Genomic DNA, 21,494 nt, shown 5'->3' on the forward strand with positions numbered 1-21,494 from the left:
GTCACAAAAACAGGGAAATACTCATGTCAAAATCCACAATTGTTGTGGGTCTGGACGGTTCGGAGGCTGGCGCGCGTGCTTTGGCCTTCGCTCAGGCTCAGGCCAAACAGATCGGGGATTGTTCGATCACGGTTTGCTTTGTGATCGAATGGTCGCCTTTCACCTTTCAGACCAAGGAAGAGAACGAGCAGCGCCATATGCGGCGCGAGCAGGAGTTGCAGCGCGCGCATGACGTGGTGCTTGATCCGGCGGTGGCAGAGGCCAAAGCCTCGGGCGTGGAGGTCGAAGGAATCGTGCGGCACGGTGATGTGGCCGATATCCTTGAAGGTGTCGCCAAAAAACGCGGCGCGATCCAGATCGTTGTGGGGCGGGTCGGTGAGCGCGGGCTCAAGCGGCTTTTTGGTGGGGTGACGGGCCGGTTGGTCGCAGGCTCCAGCGTGCCGGTCACGATCATTCCCTGAAAGGACAAGCCATGAACAAGCTGTTTACCTATGTGATGGCCGTTTTTGCGTCATTGCTGCCGAGCTTTGCCGCCGCGCAAGAGGCTGTCGGCTTCGACGAGCGTATCAACCAGATTTTCGCAGATTACACCGGTTGGTATGTCTCCTTCATCTTTGCCCCGCTGCCGGGCACGAATTTCTCTTGGATCGCGCTGTGGCTGGTCGTGGGGGCGGTGGTCTTTACCGTCTATTTCGGTGCCATTCAGGTTAAAGGCTTCTGGCATTCGATCCAACTGGTGCGGGGCGATTATTCTGACCCGGATGACGCGGGCGAGGTCAGCCACTTTCAGGCGCTGGCAACGGCGCTGTCGGGCACCGTTGGTCTGGGCAACATCGCGGGCGTGGCCGTGGCTGTCAGCATCGGCGGGCCGGGGGCGACCTTTTGGATGGTGGTTGCGGGCCTCTTCGGCATGGCGACCAAGTTCACCGAATGTACGCTCGGGGTGAAATACCGCAATGAATTCCCCGACGGCCATGTCTCGGGCGGGCCGATGTATTACATCGTCAAAGGCTTTTCCGAGCGCGGCTTGCCGCTGGGTGGCTTCATGGCGGTGCTGTTCTCGATCTTCACCATTCTGGGCGCGCTTGGCGGGGGCAATATGTTCCAGGCCAACCAAGCCCATGCGCAGCTTGCAGGTGTTTTGGGGGACTATCCGGGCTGGATCACCGGTGTGATCCTTGCCGGTGTGACCTTTGCCGTGATCGCGGGCGGTCTGAAATCCATCGCGCGGGTGACGGAAAAGATCGTGCCCTTCATGGGTGTCTTCTACGTGCTGGTGTCGATCCTGATCCTGATCATCAACTGGGATATGATCGGCTGGGCCTTTGGCCAGATCTTCATGGGCGCCTTTACCGGTCTGGGCGTTGTCGGCGGCTTTACTGGCGCGTTGATCCAAGGCTTCCGTCGGGCGGCCTTTTCCAACGAAGCGGGCATCGGTTCGGCGGCCATCGCCCACTCCGCGGTGCGTACCAAAGAGCCGGTGACCGAGGGCTATGTCGCGCTGTTGGAGCCGTTCATCGACACGGTGGTGATCTGCACCATGACCGCTTTGGTCATCGTAATCAGCGGCGTGCTCAACCAAGATCCCGAAACCGGGCTCTACATCTGGAACGCCGAGGCGGGCCGGATCGCGACCGAGGGTGAAGTGAGCGGCGTGGCGCTGACCTCGGCTGCCTATGCGCGGGCCTTCTCGTGGTTCCCGGTGCTGCTGATGGTTGCGGTGGTGCTCTTTGCCTTTTCGACGATGATCAGCTGGTCTTACTATGGCCTGAAGGCATGGACCTATCTGTTTGGCGAGGGAGCGGTGAAGGAGCTCGTCTTCAAGGTGATCTTCTGCGTCTTCATCGTGATCGGTGCGGCGGCGAGCCTTGGGCCGGTGATCGACTTTAGCGATGCGATGCTCTTCTCCATGGCGATCGTGAACATCATCGCGCTCTACTTCCTGATGCCGATCGTGAAGCGCGAGTTGAACAGCTATGTTGCGCGGCTGCGTTCGGGCGAGATCGTGAAGCACAAGTAAGCGCCTTGCATTGACAAAGGGCAGCAATGCCCCTCCTTTGGCCCCTGATTTCCGATCGGGGGCCATTTTCTTGCGCAATACCATGCCATTCGCCACAAGTGGCCAAGTCATCGGCCTGCTGGGCGGGTCGTTTGACCCGGCGCATGAGGGGCATGCACATATCACCCGCGAGGCGTTGAAACGGTTCGGGCTGGACCGCGTGTGGTGGCTGCTCAGCCCCGGCAATCCACTGAAAGAACACGGGCCAGCGCCCATGGCGCAGCGCAAAGCGCGGGCGCAGGCGGTGATGGATCACCCGAGGGTTGAGATTACGGACATCGAGGCGCAGCTTGGCACGCGCTACACCGCTCAGACGCTGGCGGCGCTGCGGCGGCACTACCCCGGCGTGCGCTTTGTCTGGTTGATGGGGGCCGATAACCTTGCGCAGTTCCACCTTTGGCAAGATTGGCGGCAGATTATGGAGACGGTGCCGGTGGGCGTGCTGGCCCGGCCCGGACAACGTATCTCGGCCCGGATGAGCCGGGCGGCGGCGCTTTATGCGCCCTACCGGATCGCGGGGCGGAACAGCCAGCTCTTGGGCCATGCCACGGCGCCTGCGTGGTGTTTCGTGAATGTGCCCATGGTCGATGTCTCATCCACCGCGCTGCGCGCTGCCGGGGGCTGGCGCTCAGCGTAGCCGGGCCGAGGTGATGCCAGCGGTGATGATGACGGCAAGCCCCGCCCATGTCAGCGCATCGGGCAGGGTGCTGAACAGGAAGAGCCCCAGCAGCACCGCCGCGATCAGTTGGAAATAGACCAAAGGTGCCAGTCGTGTGGCGGGCGCACGGCGATAGGCGTAGAGCAGCAGCAGATTGCCCAACATCGAAAACAGCGCGCTTGCGGTCGCTAATCCGGCGACGGGCAGGGTGGCTTGCGGCAGGTTCATCAGGCCCAAGGGCAGCAGCATCACCGCACTCATTGCCAGTTGGGTGAAGGTCAGCGCAAGGGGTGGGGCGAGATCAGACAGCCAACGCGACATGGTTAGGAAAACCCCGTAGAACAGCCCCGCGGCCACGGCGAACAGCAGCCCCGGCCCGCCGGTGCCGCCGCCCAGCCCTGGACGCACCACCAGCAGCACACCGCAAAAGCCCAGCAGGATCATAGCGCTGCGCAACAGGCTGATGCGTTCGCGGAGGAAAATCGCGGCCAAAAGGTAGCTTACCATCGGCCCGATAAAGAAGGCAGCAAAGACATTGGCAATCGCCTCTGTCTGAAGCGCGGTTTGAATGCAGGTGATGCCCAAGGCCAGCGTTGCCGCCCGCAGCCAGAGCCGCCAGTCGCGCATCAGGTCCCAAGTGCCGCGCGGCAGGAACGGCAGCACCATCAGCGCGCCGATGGCAAAGCGCGACCATGCCACGAAAACCGGTGCCACGCCCATGCCCGAGGTCAAAATCTTGCCCGCGCTGTCCCCTGCGGGGATCAGTGACATGGCGATAAACATGATCGGAATAGCGCGTTGCATGACGTCGGGGTAGCAGGTCGGCGGTTTTGTGCAACCGCGAAAGGCCCCCTGTTGTCAGACAGGTTGTGGCCGAACGCCGCATGGGGTTTATATCAAGCCCATGAGCCAGAGTTTTACACGACGCATTTTCCTTGGAACGGCTGCCGCTGCGATGGTGGCGGCCTCTGCTTGGGCCGAGTCCCCGACCACTTCGTTGCGCCCCATGGGGCGTGATGACGACCTGTATAAACAGGCCATTCCTAACGTTTCCGAGATCATCGCAGACAGCGGGATCAGCGGCACGGTCGCCTTTGCCGTGGTCGATGTCGAAAGCGGAATCTGGCTAGAGGCGTCCAACGCCACCGATGGCATCCCGCCCGCCAGCAGCATCAAGGCGATCACCGCGCTTTATGCGCTGGATCAACTGGGCCCTGATCACGTTTTCGAGACGCGGTTGCTGGCGACCGGCGGTGTGGTCAATGGCGAGGTGCAGGGCGATCTAATCCTCGTTGGCGGGGGTGACCCGACGCTCGACAGCGACGATCTGGGCCAGATGGCCGAAGAGTTGAAAGAGGCGGGCATCATTGGCGTAAAGGGCACGTTCAAGGTCTATGAGGGCGCATTTCCCGCGACCTTTGCGATCGACCCCGAACAGCCCGACCATGTGGGCTATAACCCCGGCGTTTCGGGCATCGCGTTGAATTACAACCGGGTGCATTTCGAATGGAAACGCAGTGGCGGTGGTTATGACGTGACGATGGAGGGCCGCGCGGGGCGTTATGCGCCTGCGGTGCGCGCCGCGACGATGGGAGTCGTCGATCGAAGCGGGCCGGTTTACACCTATGAGAACAAACCCGACCGCGATGTCTGGACCGTTGCAAAGAGCGCCTTGGGCTCGGGCGGCGCGCGTTGGCTGCCGATCCGGCGGCCCGGCGTCTATGCGGGCGATATTTTCGCGACGATTGCCCGCAGCCACGGCATCAAGTTGGGCGATGCGGAACTGGCCGATGCGCTGCCCGAAGGGGAGACCCTCGTCACCCATCGCAGTGCCAAGTTGCGGCCGATCCTGAAGGACATGCTGGAATATTCCACCAACCTCACGGCAGAGATGGTCGGCTTGGCCGCCAGCGCCAAACGGCTGGGGACGGTGCCCAGCCTGCGGGCCTCGGCGGCGGAGATGAACAAATGGGCGGTCGAGGAGCTGGGCATGGAAAGCCCGGCGATGATCGACCACTCGGGCCTTGGCGATGACAGCAAGATGACCGTGCACGACATGGCCGGGGGGCTGGCGCGCATTCACGGCACCGGGCTGCGGCCTATTCTGAAACCGGTCTATCTGCGCGATGACCGGGGCCGTCCAGAGCGGAACAATCCGATCAAGATCGACGCAAAGACCGGGACGCTGAACTTTGTCTCGGCGCTGGCTGGGTTTTTAACTACGCCCGAAGATCGGGTGCTGGCCTTTGCGATCCTGACCGCGAACACCGATGAACGCGCCAAGATCAGCCGGGCGGAACGGGAGCGTCCGCCGGGGGCGCGGACGTGGAACGGGCGGGCCAAACGTGTGCAGCGTGGCCTGCTGGAGCGTTGGGGGCTGCTCTATAACGTGGCCGTAAAGCCCGAGCCGGAAGCCGCAGCCGAGCCTGAAACGCAGACGGCCCCCGAGCCTGACGCCGAGGGCGACGCAGAGCAGGAAGCCGTACTGGAAGAGTCCTAACCCGCGCTCAGGTCAGATGCCGCGCCCGCGCGCCGCGCTCAATCGCGGCGGCGTGGAGCCGGTCGATGTTGAGTTCATAGCGGATCTCTTCCAGCAGGCGCAGTTCGGCTTCGTCGAGCGTGCCATCGGCGGCGGCCACGTCGCAGGCCAGCGCATAGCCGGTCTCATTCAAACGCTCGGGCAGGGCTTCGCGGATCAGGCCAAAAAGGGCATCCAGCCCGTCTTCCTGCTCGAACAGGTCAAAGACCGTCTTGCTGATCGTCGCGACGCGGTCGTTGTCGTAGCCCGAAAACACCGGCAGCAGGTTCAGCGCGGATTCGATTTTCACCAGTTCGGCGGTGCGAATGTCTTCGTCCGAGGCCGAGACCGCGATCATCAGCGCGACAAGGCTGTCTTGGGCGCTGAGCGAGAGGGAAGATGTGTCGGGCATCGCGGTATCCTTTGCACAGGTATGTTGCGGTGCAGAATATTGACCCTCACGGTGCGAAGCAATAGGAACGGGCGACCCCGTGCGCATTGGGCGCAGGGGCGCCAAAAGATGGATGATCTAACATGTCCGAGACCCGAGACGCGGCACTCAGCAGCAAAGCATGGCCCTTTGAAGAAGCGCGCCGGGTGCTCAAACGTTATGCCAAGAAACCGCCAGAGAAGGGCTATGTGCTGTTCGAGACGGGCTATGGCCCTTCCGGCTTGCCGCATATCGGGACCTTTGGTGAGGTGCTGCGCACCACGATGATCAAGCGCGCCTTTGAAGAGATCAGCGATATTCCCACCAAGCTGGTATGTTTCTCGGACGATCTGGATGGCATGCGCAAAGTGCCCGGCAACGTGCCGCAGCAGGACATGCTGAAAGAGCACATGCACAAGCCGCTGACCGTGGTGCCGGACCCGTTCGGCACGCATGAGAGCTTTGGCCACCACAACAACGCCATGCTGCGCCGGTTCCTCGATACCTTTGGGTTCGAGTATGAGTTTTATTCCGCGCGCGAATTCTATCGTTCTGGTCAATTCGACGAGGTGCTGCTGCGCGCCTGCGAAAAGTATGATGAGATCATGGCGGTGATGCTGAAGTCGCTGCGCGAGGAGCGTCGTCAGACCTATTCGATCTTTCTACCGATCCACCCCGAGACGGGCCGCGTGCTTTATGTGCCGATGAAAGAGGTCAACGCCAAGGACGGCACGATCACCTTCGACGACGAGGATGGCACCGAGATGACCCTGCCGGTGACAGGCGGCAACGTGAAGCTGCAATGGAAGCCCGATTTCGGCGCGCGTTGGGCCGCTCTGGATGTCGACTTTGAGATGTACGGCAAAGAACACGCGACCAATACCGCGATCTATGACCGCATCTGTGAGATCCTTGGCGGCAAGAAGCCCGAGCATTTCAGCTATGAGCTGTTCCTTGATGAGAACGGTCAGAAGATTTCCAAGTCCTCTGGCAACGGCATTTCGATCGACCAGTGGCTGACCTATGCCAGCACTGAGAGCCTGTCGTATTTCATGTTCCAAAAGCCCAAAACGGCCAAGCGCATGTATTTCGACGTGATCCCCAAGGCGGTGGACGAATACCACCAGCAGCTGCGGGCCTATGAGACGCAGGACACCAAGGCGCGGCTCAACAATCCGGTTTGGCATATCCATGGCGGCGATGTGCCCCAGTCGGATATGGTGGTGCCCTTCTCAATGCTGCTGAACCTTGCGAGCGTGTCGAGCGCCGAGGACAAGTCGCAGCTTTGGGGCTTTATCCAGCGCTATGCGCCTGAGGCCACGCCGGAAAACAACCCCGGAATGGATCAGGCGGCGGGCCATGCGGTGCGCTATTTCAATGACTTCGTCAAACCGACGAAAGTGTTCCGCGCGCCGAGCGATCTGGAGCGCGAAGCGCTGGAAGACCTGCGCGAGCGGCTGAAGGTTTGGGACGGTGGTCTGGATGCCGAGGCGTTGCAGAGCATGGTTTTTGCCGTCGGCAAAGAGCGTTTCGACCCGCTGCGCGACTGGTTCACGGCGCTTTACGAAGTGCTGCTGGGGGCCAGCCAAGGGCCGCGATTTGGTGGGTTTATCGCGCTTTACGGCGTGGATGAGACCGTGGCATTGATCGACGCCGCACTGGAAGGCAAGCTGACCAACACGTGAAACTTTTGCCTCTGCCCTTGCGTGACTTAGATCATTCAATATGGGCAAAGGGGGAAAGGCGATGCGTAAAGGGATGTTCACATTTTTCGGAGGGCTGGTGCTGTCGGCCCTCCTGAGCTTTGGTGCTATGGCGCAGCAGGCCGAGATCGAAGAGACGATCAACAGCCAATTCGACGCCTTTCGCGCGGATGACTTTGCCGCTGCCCTCGAATTCGCCACGCCGAATTTGCAGCGCTTTTTCCAGACCCCCGAGAACTTTCGCAGCATGGTGAGCAACGGCTATCCCATGGTGCAGAACCCTGCCGAGGTACGGTTTCTTGACCGTCGCGCGGATGGGGCGCGCTTTTATCAGGTGGTGCAGGTTGTCGACCCCAAGGGGTTCACCCATTTGCTGGGCTATCTGATGGAGCAGACGGACGCAGGCTGGCGCATCGGAGGGGTGCAGATCCTCGACGCGCCGGGGGCCAACGTCTGAGCGCTGTTGCGCGGTGCCCGCACGGCGGGCCAAGCGGCGATTAACACATTGTTGATACTTCCCTGACCTCGCGGTTCGGCCTGTCCGAGCCAGATCAGTTGAGCGGCGCGCCCCGGTGGGAGGTGCGGACCGGGGAAAGGAAAAGCGATGAACAAGGCGATTACCGACGGCGTGGTGCTGATGCCGACACCCTTTGCGGCGGGTCTGGATGTCTGGTCAAGCGGCGATGGCACGCCGGGGTCGGACACCTATGAGAACGCGGCCAATGCGGCCTTTGTCCCGGCAGATCAGGATTTCGGCGGGGCGCTGGAATTGCTGAAGACCCAAAGTACCCAACAATTGCGCTACATGGGGCAAACCACGCTGCTGCCGGGGTGTTACCTGCGGGTGACGGCGCGGGTGAAGGCGGTCAGTGGCAATCTGCCCATGGTGCGGATCGCGGGATACCCGGCGCAATCGGGCGGGGGCCGGGTGAGCGGTGTGACGGAAGCTGGCCCCGCGGAGACGCTGACAACCTATGGCGAGGTGGTCGAGGTGAGCGCGATCATCGGCAGCGGCGACCGAGGCGGCGTCGACATGGTTTGGGGCACCGGGGCCGTCTATGGCCATTTCGGGCTGGACCTGACCGGGCCGACCGGTGGCGTGGTTCGGATCGACGATATTGAGATCGAAGATGTCACCTCGGTTTTCCTGCGGGACATGTTGGCGCAGGTCGATGTGCGCGACTTTGGCGCGGTGGGCAATGGGGTGAGCGATGACACAGCCGCCTTTGAGGCCGCCAATGCCGCCGCCGACGGGCGCACGGTCTTGGTGCCTGCGGGGAATTATCTGCTGAACGGGGATGTCACCTTTGACACGCCGGTCAAGTTTGAGGGCCATGTCACCATGCCGGTGGGGGCCGTTCTGCTGCTGCGCCGCAACTTTGACCTGCCCAGCTATATCGAAGCCTTCGAAAACGAAGAGACCGCTTTTCTCAAAGCGTTTCAGGCGCTTCTGAACAACGCGGATCACGACTCTCTCGACATGGGCGGGCGCAAGGTGAATGTGACCGGGCCGCTGGATATGCAGGCGGCGGTGCCGGACAAGACCAGCTATGCCACGCGTCGGGTGATCCGAAATGGCCAGCTTGAGGCGGCGTCGAGCAGCAATTGGGACACGGTGGTGATGACCTCTCAGGCGCGCTATGCCGCCTCGGATAGCCGCAAGCTGACCAATGTGACCAATATCGCCAATGTGCCCGTCGGCGCGCTGGTTGAGGGCACCGGGGTGGGGCGCGAGATCTATGTGCGCTCCAAAAACGTCGCCACGCAGGAGATCACCCTTAATGCGCCGCTCTACGATGCGGAGGGGACGCAGAATTTCACCTTCCGCAAGTTCCAACACATGGTGGATTTCAGCGGCTTCGCCTCGCTGTCGAAGTTCGTGATGGCCGACATCGAATTCCAGTGCAACAACCGCTGTAGCGCGATCAACCTTGCGCCTGCGGGGCTGATCTTTCACCTGCGCGACTGTTTCGTCAGCCGCCCCAAGGACCGCGGCGTCACGTCGATCGGCGGGGGCTGTCAGGGCATGTTGATCGACCGCTGCCAGTTCCTGTCGGCGGAGGATGCGCTGACCGTACCGAACCGGACCTCTATCGCACTTAACACCAACGCCAACGACGTGAAGCTGCGCGACTGCCGCGCCACCAAGTTCCGCCATTTCGCGCTGCTGGCGGGGGGCAACAGCATCGTGACGGGCAATCACTTCTTTCAAGGGGATGAGGTCGACAACGGTGTGCGCTCGGCGGGACTCATCCTTGCCTCGGCGCATACCAGCGCGGTGGTGACGGGCAATTACGTCGACAACTGCTTTATCGAATGGACGAATGAGCAGGACCCGACCCCCGCCTTCACTTCGGGCTATTCGTTCAGTGCACTCAGCATCAGCGACAATATCTTTCTGTCGGGCGAGGTGGCGCCTTGGTTCAGCTATATCGTGGTAAAACCGCATGGCGCGGGGCATTTCCTGAGCGGGGTGGCGATCACCGGCAACCGTTTCCGCAGCCTGAACGGCAGCATCGACCGGGCGGAGCGGGTGGATACGACCTTTGCCGACCTTGATCTGTCGCGCTGCAAGAACGTGGTGATGAAGGGCAATTCCTTCCATGCGGTGACCACGCAGGTGGAGAATATGGCCGAGATTGAGTTCACGCAGTCTACGCCATCAGAGACTTGGGTGATCGATACGGCGGGCCATCTGCCTTTCGAGGGGCAGGCGCTGAACAGCGATGCGGTGGTAGCTCATGGTGCGATCCGCAACAGCAACAACGTGGCGCAGTTTGATATGCCTTACGTGACACATGCCGAAGGGCCGGACCGAGATCAGCTTCATGTGGTCTGGCCGACGCCGGTGAAGGGGAAGGTCTCGGTGATGGTGCGGATGGACAACCGCTGATCCCGGCGGCTTGCTGAACCACTGAAGGGCCCTGCCGGAGATCGGCGGGGCCTTTTTTGTCAGAACTCCCGCCAGAGGCTGAGGGTGAGGGCGGTATTTTCGGGCGCGTCGATTGGAATTTCGCTGCCCAATTGCAGGCGGTACTTGCTAAAGCTGGGCGACAGGACGATGGACGGCGCGAATTTGGCGTAGGTTTCGCCCCCGGTGTAGGTCAGAAAGACCTGCGCCATTCCGGTGGTCACCGGAGTGAAGTCCAGCCCGGCGGTGCTGTCGATCTTAATGACCTCTTGCGAAAACCCAAACTCCCACCTTGCCGAAGTATCGACGGTCAGCCAGCCGTTTCGCGCGCCCAAGGTAAAGCCGCGGCCCCAAGACAGCCCCGCCCGGAGGTGGGGAGAGATTAGATCCTCCGACCAGCTTGCTCCGGCGCCGATGTCATAGGCCCAACGCCCCAATTCGGTCGTCTCTCCTAAGGGAAAACGCAGGAAAACGGTGGCATGGCCGCTTTGCTGGCCAAAGCGGCTTTGAGTGGTGTTCAGGTCGAAGCCGAGGGTCAGGGTCTCGCGCAGCCCGTATTCGATATAGGTGCTTTGGCTGAGGTCGTAGAAATAGGTCGCCGAGAAGGAGCTTGAGATGAAAGTCGTGCCCTCTTCGCGCAGCCATGGTCCGGCCGGGGCGGCGACGGGGCTTAGCTGGCAGGCCAGCAGGGTGAGGCAAAAGGCAGATCGCATGGCAGGCTCCTGCGGCGATCTTGGTTAATAGCGGTTAACAAATCGTTGCTTCGGACGGTCGAACGTAAAAACCCGGCGCCAAGGGCACCGGGTTTCGGGGTCGTCTATGTCAGGGCTGTTACACGTGGGCTTTGTTGCCACGTGGGCCTGCGATCAGCCAGACGATGAAGCCGAGTACAGGCAGGATGATGATGCCCAACACCCAAGCGATTTTGGCAGCGCCCGAGGCGTTTGAGGTGATTACCTGATAGATGGCGTAGATGTCGGCGATGAGGACGATGAGCCCTAAAAGTCCATATTCCATTGTATGATCCCTCTCGAATGCGTGTGTTTCTATTGAGTGATCAACCCAAGCGAGGGCCAAATAGTTCCCAAGCCGCGCCGCGCGGAAGTGAGCCGATCTTTGCCAGCCCGCCCGCATGACGGGAACCGGCGCCGTCTGCCTTGGGTTTTGTCATTACAGCAATCATGAGAGGAACAAGCCATGACTGACACAACAGCACCCGCATCGCTGGTTTCTTCGGACAATGTGAACGGCACCGCCGTTTTCAGCGCGGATGGGACCGAAATCGGCCATATCGACCACCTGATGATCGACAAGAAATCCGGCAAGGTTGCCTATGCCGTGATGGGTTTCGGCGGCTTTCTCGGCATCGGAGAAGAGCATTACCCCGTGCCTTGGAACGCGCTGGACTATGATCCGGCCCGCGATGGTTTCAGGACAAACATCGACGAGGCCACGGTCAAAGGTGCGCCGGAACGAACCGAACAGTGGCACAGCGACCGCGCATGGCAAGAGCGCACGTTTGACCACTACGGCGTGCCCTACTACTGGCTTTGATCGGTATTCCCGACTGACAAGGGGGAGGCGGTATCGCCTCCCTTTTTTGTGGGGGCGATATTCAGCGCAGCCCATTGTTTTCGCGGCGCGGATCGGGTCTCATGCCGGGACGGCCGGTTTGGCCGTGACTGAAAAGGGAATTCTCGATGCGCCGATTGATCGCTTTTAGCCTGCTGCTTACCCTCGCGGGGTGCGGCGTGCCATTCGTACCATTCATCTGATGTAGGAGATCCGTTTGATGGAAGCCTTTCTTGATACGCTTGGCGCGGTGGCGCTGATCGCGCTTGTGGTCGTCGGGCTTGCTGCTGGGGCGATTGCTGGCGCCGTGGCAGGCCGGAACCGAATTCTGTACCTCATTCTGGGGGTTGTGGGCGCCGTTGCGCTGCCCTTTATCCTTGCCGCGCTTGGCGTCACGGTGGTGGCGGCGGGGGGCTTGCTTTTGCTGCTGGTCGTTGCGGCGATTGGCGCGGCACTGGTGCTGGCCTTGGTGGCGGCACTTCGACGGTAGCTTCGCCGCTCTGACGTTCTGATCCTGCGTAAGGGCCACCCCATGGGGGGCGGCCCTTTTGCGTTACCGTTTGCGGCGCTTGACGTTGCCGCCGCGCATCCCGCCGCGGCCAGAGGTGCTGCGCCCCGAGGCTTGTTGGGCCGCATCGACAGCGCGGTCCACCGCTTGCTGCCGGGCCATCGGGTCATCGGCCACGGCCAAATCCACCGCCTCCAGCCGTTTGACTTCATCGCGCAGCCTTGCGGCCTCTTCGAACTCAAGGTTCTCGGCCGCTTTGCGCATGTCGGTGCGCAGCCCGTCGAGCACGGTTTGCAAATTGCCGCCTGCCAACGGGTTGTCGACTTTGGCGGTGACGCGGTTCATGTCCACATCGCCTTTGTAGAGCCCGGCAAGGATGTCTTCGACGTTCTTCTTGACCGTCGCGGGGGTGATGCCGTGTTCTTCGTTATAGGCGATCTGCTTGACGCGGCGGCGCTCAGTCTCGCCCATGGCGCGTTCCATCGAACCGGTGATGCGGTCGGCATACATGATGACCCGGCCTTCGGCGTTTCGCGCGGCGCGGCCAATGGTCTGAATCAATGAGGTTTCCGAGCGCAGGAAGCCTTCTTTGTCGGCATCTAGAATGGCCACCAGCCCACATTCGGGAATGTCGAGCCCCTCACGCAGCAGGTTGATCCCGATCAGCACATCAAAGGCCCCGAGCCGCAGATCGCGCAGGATTTCGATCCGCTCGATCGTGTCGATGTCGGAGTGCATATAGCGCACGCGGATGCCCTGTTCGTGCATGTATTCGGTGAGGTCTTCGGCCATGCGTTTGGTCAGCACGGTGCAAAGTGTGCGGTAGCCATCAGCGGCGACTTTGCGGACCTCGTCGAGCAGGTCATCGACCTGCATCTCGACGGGCCGGATCTCGACTTGGGGGTCCAGCAGGCCGGTGGGGCGGATCACCTGTTCAGTAAACACACCGCCGGTCTGCTCAATCTCCCACGCCGCGGGCGTGGCCGAGACAAAGACCGACTGCGGGCGCATGGCGTCCCATTCCTCGAACTTCAACGGGCGGTTGTCCATGCAGGACGGCAGACGGAAGCCGTGTTCGGCCAGCGTGAATTTGCGCCGATAGTCGCCTTTGTACATGCCGCCGATCTGCGGGACCGAGACGTGGCTTTCATCGGCAAAGACGATGGCGCTGTCGGGGATGAATTCGAAGAGGGTGGGGGGCGGCTCACCCGGTGCGCGGCCCGTCAGATAGCGCGAATAGTTCTCGATCCCGTTGCAGACGCCGGTGGCCTCTAGCATCTCAATGTCGAAATTGGTGCGCTGTTCCAGCCGCTGCGCTTCCAGCAGTTTGCCATCGGCGACCAGTTGGTCGAGCCGGGTGCGCAACTCTTTCTTGATGCCGATGATAGCTTGGGACATCGTCGGTTTCGGCGTGACGTAGTGGCTGTTGGCGTAGACGCGGATCTGGTCGAACGTGTCCGTCTTCTCGCCCGTCAGCGGGTCGAATTCGGTGATGCTTTCCAATTCCTCGCCGAAGAAGCTGAGCCGCCATGCGCGGTCATCAAGGTGAGCGGGGAAGATTTCAAGGCTGTCGCCGCGCACACGGAAAGAGCCGCGCTGGAATGCTGCATCGTTGCGCTTGTACTGCTGCGCCACCAGATCGGCGATCACCTTGCGCTGGTCGTACATGCCGCCCGCTTTCAAGTCTTGCGTCATCGCGCCGTAGGTCTCGACGCTACCGATGCCGTAGATGCAGGAAACCGAGGCCACGATGATCACGTCGTCACGCTCCAACAGCGCGCGGGTGGCGGAGTGGCGCATCCGGTCGATCTGTTCGTTGATCTGGCTTTCCTTCTCAATGAAGGTATCGGACCGCGCGACATAGGCTTCGGGCTGGTAGTAGTCGTAGTATGAGACGAAATATTCCACCGCGTTGTCGGGGAAGAAGCCCTTGAATTCGCCGTAAAGCTGCGCCGCCAGCGTCTTGTTGGGCGCAAGGATGATCGCCGGGCGCTGCGTTTCCTCGATTACCTTGGCCATGGTGAAAGTCTTGCCCGTGCCGGTCGCGCCCAGAAGCACCTGATCGCGTTCGCCCGAGTTCACCCCTTCGGTCAATTCCTTGATCGCGGTGGGCTGGTCGCCCGCCGGAGCGAACTCGGTCACCAGCTTGAACTTATGGCCGCCCTCCAGCTTGGGGCGGCTGCGCACGTCTGGCGCGGGGTTTGCCAGCATCGGCATCCCCTCGGATTTGTCGGAATGGGCATAGGGCATCGCGGGTATCCTTCGTCAAGCTTCCCATAGGTGCCCTCTTTCACGCGGGGTTCAAGGGGCAGGGGGCCGCGAAGGGCGCTTTTGCCGCTACTTCATCAGCCGTTTGCGATTCTGTCGCACCTTGCGGGCAAGGGGCGCGAGCGAGGCGTTCATGACCTGATCGGGGCTTTTGCCCAGCATCATCGCCTGCGTCCCGGCGCTGAAGGCTTTAACCATGGCGGGGCCTTTCTCGGCGACCATGCGGTTATTTTCACCGGGGCGCGCGGGCAGCGCACCGGCCATGGCCAAAAGGCGCAGGGACATCACGATCTGGGTTTCGACCGCCAAGGCGGCAAACTGGCTTTGTAAAGCAAAGAAGGTAAAGGGGGTCATATCGTGTACTCCAATGAGGTAGCCATCATGTAGTCTCTGCACCGCAGCATGGTAGGGTTTATTTGCACGATCCTGCATTCCCTTGCCCCTTGGCACGGAATATTAGATAAAGCCCGAGGTTCCTGAAGCGAGAGTCCCGAAATGCGCGCACGTATCTACCAACCCGCCCGTACAGCGATGTCCTCCGGCACGGCCAAGACCCGTGTTTGGTTGCTTGAGTTTTCGCCCGCGGAAGCGCGCAGCGTTGATCCGCTGATGGGCTGGACCTCGTCCGATGATACGCAGAGCCAAGTGCGCTTGCAGTTCGACACCCGCGAAGCCGCCGAAGAATACGCCCGCGATCACGGCATCGACGCGCAGGTGCAACTGCCCAACAAGCGCAAGCCCAACATCCGCGCCGGTGGCTATGGCGAGAATTTCGCGACCGGGCGGCGTGGGGCGTGGACTCACTGAGGGTCAGACGGCTCTGCACTTCACCTGATCAACATAGTTGCTGGCCCCGCTTGCGGAGGGCTTGCGTGATTGTGCAGCGATCTCGCTGACAACTGCCACAGTGGCGAAGACTGGCGCTGTTTAAGCGCCAGTGACCTTCACTTGGTTCCGCAAGATCAGGTCTCAGCCGGGGCTGCCGCCGCTCCGTTTCTGCGGAACGTTACAGCCCCGATGATCGCCTCAATTGCCCCACAATCTGGTGCACGCCGGAGGAATCTCGCCTTCGATCGCCGCCATGGCGTCGACGATAAGATCTTCGCGCCAGCGGCGGCCTGCGATTTGCACGCCGATGGGCTGCGGTCCGCTGGGCAGCTCTGCGATATGCGTGGGGATGTTGCCCGCGGGCAGGCCGGTAAAGTTCATGACGAAAGACCAAAGCCCCTTGCCCAAGACCTCACGAACGCCTTCCAGACCTTCGGTGTCGCGCCCGGCTGTGAAGAACGGAGCAAACATGAAAGGGGTCAGCACGAGGGGGTAATCCTCTAGGAACATCGACCATTCGCGCGCGTAATGGGTGCGTTTAGCGACCATGGCGAGCTGCTCGGTGCCTTTGAAGGGCGGGTATTCGGTGTAGTAATTTTCAAAGATCGCCTTCAGATCGTCAGACCCATGGGCCAGGATATCCTCGCCCATCAGGGCCTCGACTTCGCCCATGAGGGCGCGATACCCATTTTTCCCGGTTTCATAGGCGAGCGGCGGCTCCACTTCTTCGACGGCATAGCCCGCGTTGGAGAGCGCGGATGCCGCCTTGTCGAGGGCGGTGGCCACGTCCGGGTGCAGGCCAAAGCCGAAATCATCGCGGGTAAAGGCCACGCGGATCGGGCCTTCGATCGCTTCGCCGCGCCATGGCAGGGGCACGTGAAACGGATCACGCGCATCCGCGGCGATCAGGCTGGGCATCGACAGATGCAGGTCCGCTGCCCTGCGCGCAATCAGTCCCTGCACCGACATGGATTGCGCCAAAAAGCCCCGTTCGGCCTTCTGGCTGGGGTTGAATGCGGCCACCCGGCCCAGACCCGGCTTTACCGTCACCGCCCCATTGGCCGAGGCCGGGAAGCGCAGGGAGCCGCCGATGTCATTGCCGTGCGCCAGCGCGCCAATCCCCGACATGACAGCCGCCCCCGCGCCGCCGGAGGAGCCGCCCGCCGACAGGTGTCGCCCCCAAGGGTTGTAGGTGCGCCCATAAAGCGGGTTGTCGGTATCGGCGCGAAAGGAGAATTCCGGCGTGTTGGTGCGCCCGATCACGATTGCGCCCGCTTGTTTGAGGTTGCGCACCACCGGCGCGTCTTCGGGCGCAATGACATCTTTAAAGGCAGGGACGCCGTTGCTGGTGGCGTGGCCCTTTTGATCTACGTTGATTTTGATGGTCACCGGAACACCGTGCAGCGGCCCCTTGGGCGCGCTGCTTTTATCGAGCGCTGCCGCTTCGGCGCGGGCCTCGGCGGCGAGGTTTTCGACCACCGCGTTCAACGCCGGATTGACCTCTTCCATGCGCGCAATCGCCGCCTCGGTCGCTTCAACCGCCGAGAGTTTTCCTGCGCGGGTCGCGCTTGCGATTTCCTGCGCGTCCCATTGCCAAAGCGGTTTACTGTCGGTCATTCCGGTTCCTTTCGTTCAGTCGTTTTTTCTAAGCGGCATCCGCGCCCCGATGTCGCGAACTTCGGAGAAAGAATTTAGCAACGCAAGTAAATTCGGGGCGAAATGCGTGGGCGTCGTCGGGGCTGGTTATATTGCAGGCTTTTCGCAGCCCCTGCGCGGCTGGCCAGTGTTTGGGGGCAGAGCGGTCCCGCATGGGCGGCCAAAAACACGATCATCCGGCCATGATGGCGTTGGCGGCTTCGATGGCCAAGGGCGCTGCTTTGGCGACAAACTCTTCCGGCGTGTATTCCGAGAGGGAACCGGCAAGGTGGATCGCGCTGAGAGGGGCGCCGTTGCGGTCGGTGATGGCAACGCCCACCGCCACTTCGCCCAGTGCATATTCATCGCATACCACGGCAAAGCGATTTTCGCGGGCGAGGCCGAGTTCGGCCATGATCGCTTCGGGGTCGGTCTTGGTGCTGGAGGTGAAGGGATGCAGCGGCGCGCGGGTAAGAATTTCGCGCGCCTCGTCTTCGGGAAGATGCGAAAGCGCCGCGCGCCCGCCTGCGGTGCAAAAGGTTGGCACGCTGTGGCCCACAAGGGTCGCGAAAAAGGTCTCGCGTTTGCTTTGCATCCGCAGGGCATAGATCAGGCGCGTCTCATCATAGAGGCTGAGATCGACCCGCTCGCGGAGGGATTTGCGCAGCTCCAACAAGACCGGGGTGGCTTTTTGCACCACGGGGTCGAGCCGCAGCAGATCAAGCGTGTGATCCAGCAGGCGGATGCCCGGCAGATATCCGCGGTCGTCCCCGCTGCGCCGGATATAGCCACTCTTCGTGAGCGTATGCACCAATCGTTGGGCCGCGGATCGGTCGATCCCCGCGGTCTTGGCGATGTCGGAAAGCGTCATCGGCCCGGTCGCGTGGTGAAAGGCTCCCAGCACCTGCATTGCGCGATCTGCTGCCCGGACGAACAACCGGTCGTCATCTGCCTGATTCTGCGCCGCCTGCGGGGCGTCTTCTCGGAAAAAACTACTCATGAATGGCCTGTAGTTGACGAATCGTTAATGCGCCGCTTACGCTTGCTGTGCACTATAGGTGTATTGCTATGCGATACTCAAGAGGTGCGGTCCCGCAAATAAAGGGGCTGGTAAGGCGAAGGAGACAGGTTTGGGAAGTGGTTCTGGAATGCGCGTCGCTGTTGCGGGCTTTCTGCACGAGACGAACACATTTGCCCCCAATCCAGCGGATATGGAGGCTTTCCAACGCGGCGGCGGCTATGTCCCCATGGTGCACGGCGCGGCGATGTTGCCCGCTTTCCAAGAGGTCAATCTTGGCATGGCGGGCGCGCTGCGGGTTGGGCAGGCCCAAGGCTGGGATATTGTTCCGATCCTTTGGGCGGGGGCGATCCCTTCGGCCCATGTAAGCCGCGACGCCTATGAAGTGATCGCCGGTGAGATCATCGAAGGCATCCGAAACGCCGGACCGCTCGACGGAGTCTTTTTGGACCTGCACGGCGCCATGGTGGCTGAACATCTCGACGACGGAGAGGGCGAGTTGGTCCGACGTCTGCGCGAGGTCGTGGGGCCGGATTTGCCCATCGCAACGGCGCTCGATCTTCATGGCAATATCTCTGAAGATTTTGTTTCGAATGTCGATGTGCTGGTCGGCTTTCGTACCTATCCGCATGTGGATATGGCCGAAACCGGCGCCGCTGCGGCCCGCCATCTTGACCGGATCATGACCGCCGGCCTGCGCCCGGCCAAGGCCTTTCGCCAGATGTCATATCTGGTGCCGATCCCGTTTCAATCGACCGAAATGTCGCCGGGGCGCGAGATCTATGAGGATGTTGCTGCCTGCGAAGCTGCCGGGGCGCTATCGGCCAGCCTGTTCATGGGCTTTCCAGCCGCGGATATACCGGACTGTGGCCCCGTGGCCGTGGCCTATGGCGAAACTCAGTCCGACGCAGATGCCGCCGCCGACAGGCTTGCGGCGTCCTATGAAGCGGCAGCGCCCGCTTTTCTACAGAACGAAGCCTATGACCCCGACGCAGCGGTGGCAGAGGCGCTTTCACGCGCCGCCGGGCCGGGCAAGGGGCCTGTCGTCATCGCCGACACCCAAGACAATCCCGGCGCGGGAGGCGTTTCAGCGACCACCGGCATGTTGCGCGCCTTGGTCAAGGCAGGGGCGCAGAATGCAGCCATCGGTTTGATCGTCGACCCCGCCACCGCCGAAGCGGCCCATCTGGCCGGGGTCGGGGCCGACGTTAATGTCGCCCTTGGCGGCCATCCCAGCGTGACGGAGGACGCGCCGTTTCAGACGAGGGCCACCGTGATGCATCTGTCTGACGGGACGCTGCGCGCGACCGGCCCCTATTATGGCGGCACGGCGCTGAACCTCGGCCCCTCTGCCTGTCTGCGCATCGGCGGGGTTCATGTCGTCGTGACCAGCCGCATTGCCCAGATGGCCGACCGCGAGATGTTTCGCTTTGTCGGCATCCCGCCCGAAGAGCTGGACCTGCTGGTGGTCAAAAGCTCCACCCATTTCCGAGCAGACTTTGCCCCCATCGCGCGCGACATCCTTGTCGCCTGCGCGCCGGGGCCGATGCCCCTCAATCCGGCCGATCTGCCCTTCACGCGCCTGCGCGCTGGGCTTCGGCTGTCCCCAGATGGTCCCCGGTTCGGGGCCGACGGTGCATCTTCTGCACCACCTGACCATGGCGGCAAGACCGCCATGGCCCAATAAAAAATCAAAAGATCACTCAACAAGGGAAAACCACATGATACCTCTACGATCCGCATTGAAACAGTCGCGCGGACTTGCCGCCGCCTTCGCCGCCACCACGGCGCTTTTGGCGCCCGGCTCACTGGCGGCGCAGGATGGCGAAACGACCATCACGGCGGTCATGCACTCGGGCCTGCGGGTTCTTGATCCGGTCATCACCACCGCGCATATCACCCGCAACCACGGCTATATGATCTATGACGTGCTGACCGCCGTGGACGAGAATTTTGAGCCGCAGCCGCAGATGGCCAGCTGGGAGGTCTCCGAAGACGGGTTGGTCTATACTTTCACCCTGCGCGATGGGCTGATGTTCCATGACGATGCGCCGGTCACCGGCGAAGATGTCGTGGCCTCTCTCAAACGCTGGGGCAAACGTGATGGCGGTGGCCAGCTGATCTTTGACGTGACCGAAAGCCTTGAGGCCAGCGACGAAAAGACCGTTGTTTGGACCCTGACCGAGCCTTTCGGACCGCTCTTGTCGGTGATCTCCAAACAATCGGCGGTGCCGCCTTTCATCATGCCCAAGCGCGTGGCCGAAACCTCGGCGGATGAGACCATCACGGAATATATCGGCTCCGGTCCCTTCGTTTTTAACCAAGATGAATACGAGCCCGGCGTGAATGTCACCTATGAGAAGTTCGACGACTACGTCCCACGGGACGAGGAAGCCTCGTGGATGGCGGGCGGCAAGGTCGTCAATGTCGACCGTGTGGTCTGGACCACGATGCCCGACGCGCTGACCGCGATCAACGCGCTCTCGGCGGGGGAGATCGACTATCTCGAACAGGTGCAGATCGACTTGCTGCCGATCCTCGAAAGCAGCCCCGAGGTCACTGTCGAGACACGCGATGATCTTGGGTATGTCACCATCGGTCGGCCCAACCACCTGCACCCGCCCTTTGACAACAAGCTGGTCCGTCAGGCGGCCATGGCGGCACTGGATCAAGAATCCATGCTGCAAACGATGCAGGGCGACCCGGCCTATTATAACGTCTGCGGTGCGATCTTTGGTTGTTCGACACCCTTGGGTGACGAAGCGGATGCAGAGATCGTGACCGGTGGCGCGGACCCTGAAAAGGCCAAGGCGCTGCTCGAAGAGGCAGGCTATGACGGCACGCCGATCGTGTTGATGGCGCCGACGGATGTGATCAGCCTGATCAACCAACCTGTCGTGGCTGCCCAAGCCCTGCGCGAAGCGGGTTTCGAAGTCGACATGCAGTCGATGGACTGGCAATCGGTCGTGCAGCGCCGCGCCCAGCAAAGCCCGGTGTCCGAGGGCGGCTGGAACATGTTCTTTACCAACTGGATGGTGCCCGAGATTTCGGACCCGCTGACCAATGTGATGGTCAGTGGCCGTGGCGACGAGGCATGGTTTGGCTGGCCGACTGATCCCGAGATCGAAGAACTGCGCGCGAAGTTCATGAAAGCCGAAGGGCCCGAAGCTCAGAAGGAAGTGGCCGTCGAGATCCAGAAACACGTCATGGATAACGTCAACTACATCATGATGGGTGAATATCTGATCCCGCAGGCGCGCCGCAACACGATCCAGAACATGCTGCCATCGCCCGTGCCGGTGTTTTGGAACATGACCAAAGAGGCGGAATAATCCAGCCCTCGGAGAGCGCGCCCGCCGCGCTCTCCACCGTCACCTCTGCACGCA

At 61.6% G+C, this 21,494-nt stretch carries 20 protein-coding genes; 12 read left to right on the forward strand and 8 right to left on the reverse strand.

Annotated features, from left to right (window positions below; translation table 11 throughout):
- The first annotated feature begins 23 nt into the window (after positions 1-23).
- From K3758_RS03045 to K3758_RS03055, 3 genes are all read left to right on the forward strand, one after another.
- Entirely contained in the window at positions 24-461 is a 438-nt protein-coding gene (locus tag K3758_RS03045; RefSeq protein ID WP_007117947.1) for a universal stress protein, read from the forward strand.
- An 11-nt stretch (positions 462-472) separates the two neighbouring features.
- Positions 473-2,020 carry an alanine/glycine:cation symporter family protein gene (locus tag K3758_RS03050; RefSeq protein WP_409202616.1) on the forward strand — a complete coding sequence of 516 codons (1,548 nt, stop codon included), beginning with the start codon at positions 473-475 and terminating at the stop codon, positions 2,018-2,020.
- Positions 2,021-2,102: 82 nt separating this feature from the next.
- Entirely contained in the window at positions 2,103-2,696 is a 594-nt protein-coding gene (locus tag K3758_RS03055) for a nicotinate-nucleotide adenylyltransferase (protein ID WP_259947517.1), read from the forward strand.
- Here K3758_RS03055 and K3758_RS03060 read toward each other — a convergent pair.
- The gene (locus tag K3758_RS03060; protein ID WP_259947518.1) at positions 2,688-3,521 is read right to left on the reverse strand and encodes a DMT family transporter; all 834 of its coding nucleotides are present in this window, start codon (positions 3,519-3,521) and stop codon (positions 2,688-2,690) included. The two genes, K3758_RS03055 and K3758_RS03060, sit on opposite strands and share 9 nt — an antisense overlap.
- 100 nt (positions 3,522-3,621) lie before the next feature.
- Between K3758_RS03060 and dacB the strand changes: the two genes are divergently transcribed.
- The gene (gene dacB, locus K3758_RS03065; RefSeq protein WP_259947519.1) at positions 3,622-5,217 is read left to right on the forward strand and encodes a D-alanyl-D-alanine carboxypeptidase/D-alanyl-D-alanine-endopeptidase; all 1,596 of its coding nucleotides are present in this window, start codon (positions 3,622-3,624) and stop codon (positions 5,215-5,217) included.
- Positions 5,218-5,224: 7 nt separating this feature from the next.
- Here dacB and K3758_RS03070 read toward each other — a convergent pair whose 3' ends face one another.
- Positions 5,225-5,647 carry a tellurite resistance TerB family protein gene (locus K3758_RS03070; protein ID WP_259947520.1) on the reverse strand — a complete coding sequence of 141 codons (423 nt, stop codon included), beginning with the start codon at positions 5,645-5,647 and terminating at the stop codon, positions 5,225-5,227.
- 122 nt (positions 5,648-5,769) lie between these two features.
- On the opposite strand from K3758_RS03070, the gene K3758_RS03075 reads away from it, so the two are divergent.
- The 3 genes from K3758_RS03075 to K3758_RS03085 all read left to right on the forward strand — a co-directional run bounded on the left by K3758_RS03075 (position 5,770) and on the right by K3758_RS03085 (position 10,261).
- Positions 5,770-7,350 carry a lysine--tRNA ligase gene (locus tag K3758_RS03075; protein ID WP_259947521.1) on the forward strand — a complete coding sequence of 527 codons (1,581 nt, stop codon included), beginning with the start codon at positions 5,770-5,772 and terminating at the stop codon, positions 7,348-7,350.
- Between the two features lie 73 nt (positions 7,351-7,423).
- Positions 7,424-7,825 (forward strand): DUF4864 domain-containing protein, encoded by a 402-nt coding sequence (locus K3758_RS03080; protein WP_259947522.1) that lies wholly within the window; start codon positions 7,424-7,426, stop codon positions 7,823-7,825.
- A 147-nt stretch (positions 7,826-7,972) separates the two neighbouring features.
- Positions 7,973-10,261 (forward strand): glycoside hydrolase family 55 protein, encoded by a 2,289-nt coding sequence (locus K3758_RS03085; protein WP_259947525.1) that lies wholly within the window; start codon positions 7,973-7,975, stop codon positions 10,259-10,261.
- A gap of 59 nt (positions 10,262-10,320) precedes the next feature.
- On the opposite strand, the gene K3758_RS03090 is transcribed toward K3758_RS03085, so the two are convergent.
- Together K3758_RS03090 and K3758_RS03095 are read right to left on the reverse strand one after the other, a co-directional pair.
- Positions 10,321-10,992: a hypothetical protein gene (locus K3758_RS03090; RefSeq protein WP_259947527.1), complete on the reverse strand. Its 672-nt coding sequence runs from the start codon at positions 10,990-10,992 to the stop codon at positions 10,321-10,323.
- Between the two features lie 118 nt (positions 10,993-11,110).
- A complete protein-coding gene (locus K3758_RS03095; protein ID WP_067622028.1) occupies positions 11,111-11,296 on the reverse strand; it encodes a PLDc N-terminal domain-containing protein in 186 nt (61 codons plus the stop codon).
- Positions 11,297-11,476: 180 nt separating this feature from the next.
- Between K3758_RS03095 and K3758_RS03100 the strand changes: the two genes are divergently transcribed.
- Positions 11,477-11,833 carry a PRC-barrel domain-containing protein gene (locus K3758_RS03100; RefSeq protein WP_120350180.1) on the forward strand — a complete coding sequence of 119 codons (357 nt, stop codon included), beginning with the start codon at positions 11,477-11,479 and terminating at the stop codon, positions 11,831-11,833.
- A 238-nt stretch (positions 11,834-12,071) separates the two neighbouring features.
- Positions 12,072-12,341 (forward strand): GlsB/YeaQ/YmgE family stress response membrane protein, encoded by a 270-nt coding sequence (locus K3758_RS03105; RefSeq protein ID WP_259947531.1) that lies wholly within the window; start codon positions 12,072-12,074, stop codon positions 12,339-12,341.
- Positions 12,342-12,404: 63 nt separating this feature from the next.
- Here K3758_RS03105 and uvrB read toward each other — a convergent pair whose 3' ends face one another.
- Both uvrB and K3758_RS03115 read right to left on the reverse strand, forming a co-directional pair.
- On the reverse strand, positions 12,405-14,609 hold the full coding sequence (gene uvrB, locus K3758_RS03110; RefSeq protein ID WP_120350182.1) for an excinuclease ABC subunit UvrB: 2,205 nt from the start codon (positions 14,607-14,609) through the stop codon (positions 12,405-12,407).
- Between the two features lie 87 nt (positions 14,610-14,696).
- Complete coding sequence (locus tag K3758_RS03115) at positions 14,697-14,981, reverse strand: antifreeze protein (RefSeq protein ID WP_120350183.1); 285 nt, start codon at positions 14,979-14,981, stop codon at positions 14,697-14,699.
- Between the two features lie 141 nt (positions 14,982-15,122).
- Between K3758_RS03115 and K3758_RS03120 the strand changes: the two genes are divergently transcribed.
- Positions 15,123-15,434, forward strand: coding sequence for an ETC complex I subunit (locus tag K3758_RS03120; RefSeq protein ID WP_067622040.1), 312 nt, complete (start codon positions 15,123-15,125; stop codon positions 15,432-15,434).
- A gap of 219 nt (positions 15,435-15,653) precedes the next feature.
- Here K3758_RS03120 and K3758_RS03125 read toward each other — a convergent pair whose 3' ends face one another.
- The gene (locus tag K3758_RS03125; protein WP_259947537.1) at positions 15,654-17,072 is read right to left on the reverse strand and encodes an amidase family protein; all 1,419 of its coding nucleotides are present in this window, start codon (positions 17,070-17,072) and stop codon (positions 15,654-15,656) included.
- A 211-nt stretch (positions 17,073-17,283) separates the two neighbouring features.
- On the reverse strand, positions 17,284-18,090 hold the full coding sequence (locus K3758_RS03130; protein WP_259947540.1) for an IclR family transcriptional regulator: 807 nt from the start codon (positions 18,088-18,090) through the stop codon (positions 17,284-17,286).
- Positions 18,091-18,238: 148 nt separating this feature from the next.
- On the opposite strand from K3758_RS03130, the gene K3758_RS03135 reads away from it, so the two are divergent.
- Positions 18,239-19,795, forward strand: coding sequence for a M81 family metallopeptidase (locus K3758_RS03135; protein ID WP_259947544.1), 1,557 nt, complete (start codon positions 18,239-18,241; stop codon positions 19,793-19,795).
- 34 nt (positions 19,796-19,829) lie between these two features.
- Positions 19,830-21,440 carry an ABC transporter substrate-binding protein gene (locus K3758_RS03140; protein WP_259947546.1) on the forward strand — a complete coding sequence of 537 codons (1,611 nt, stop codon included), beginning with the start codon at positions 19,830-19,832 and terminating at the stop codon, positions 21,438-21,440.
- Positions 21,441-21,494: the final 54 nt, after the last annotated feature.

Source organism: Sulfitobacter sp. W002 (assembly GCF_025142135.1).
GTDB lineage: Bacteria > Pseudomonadota > Alphaproteobacteria > Rhodobacterales > Rhodobacteraceae > Sulfitobacter > Sulfitobacter profundi.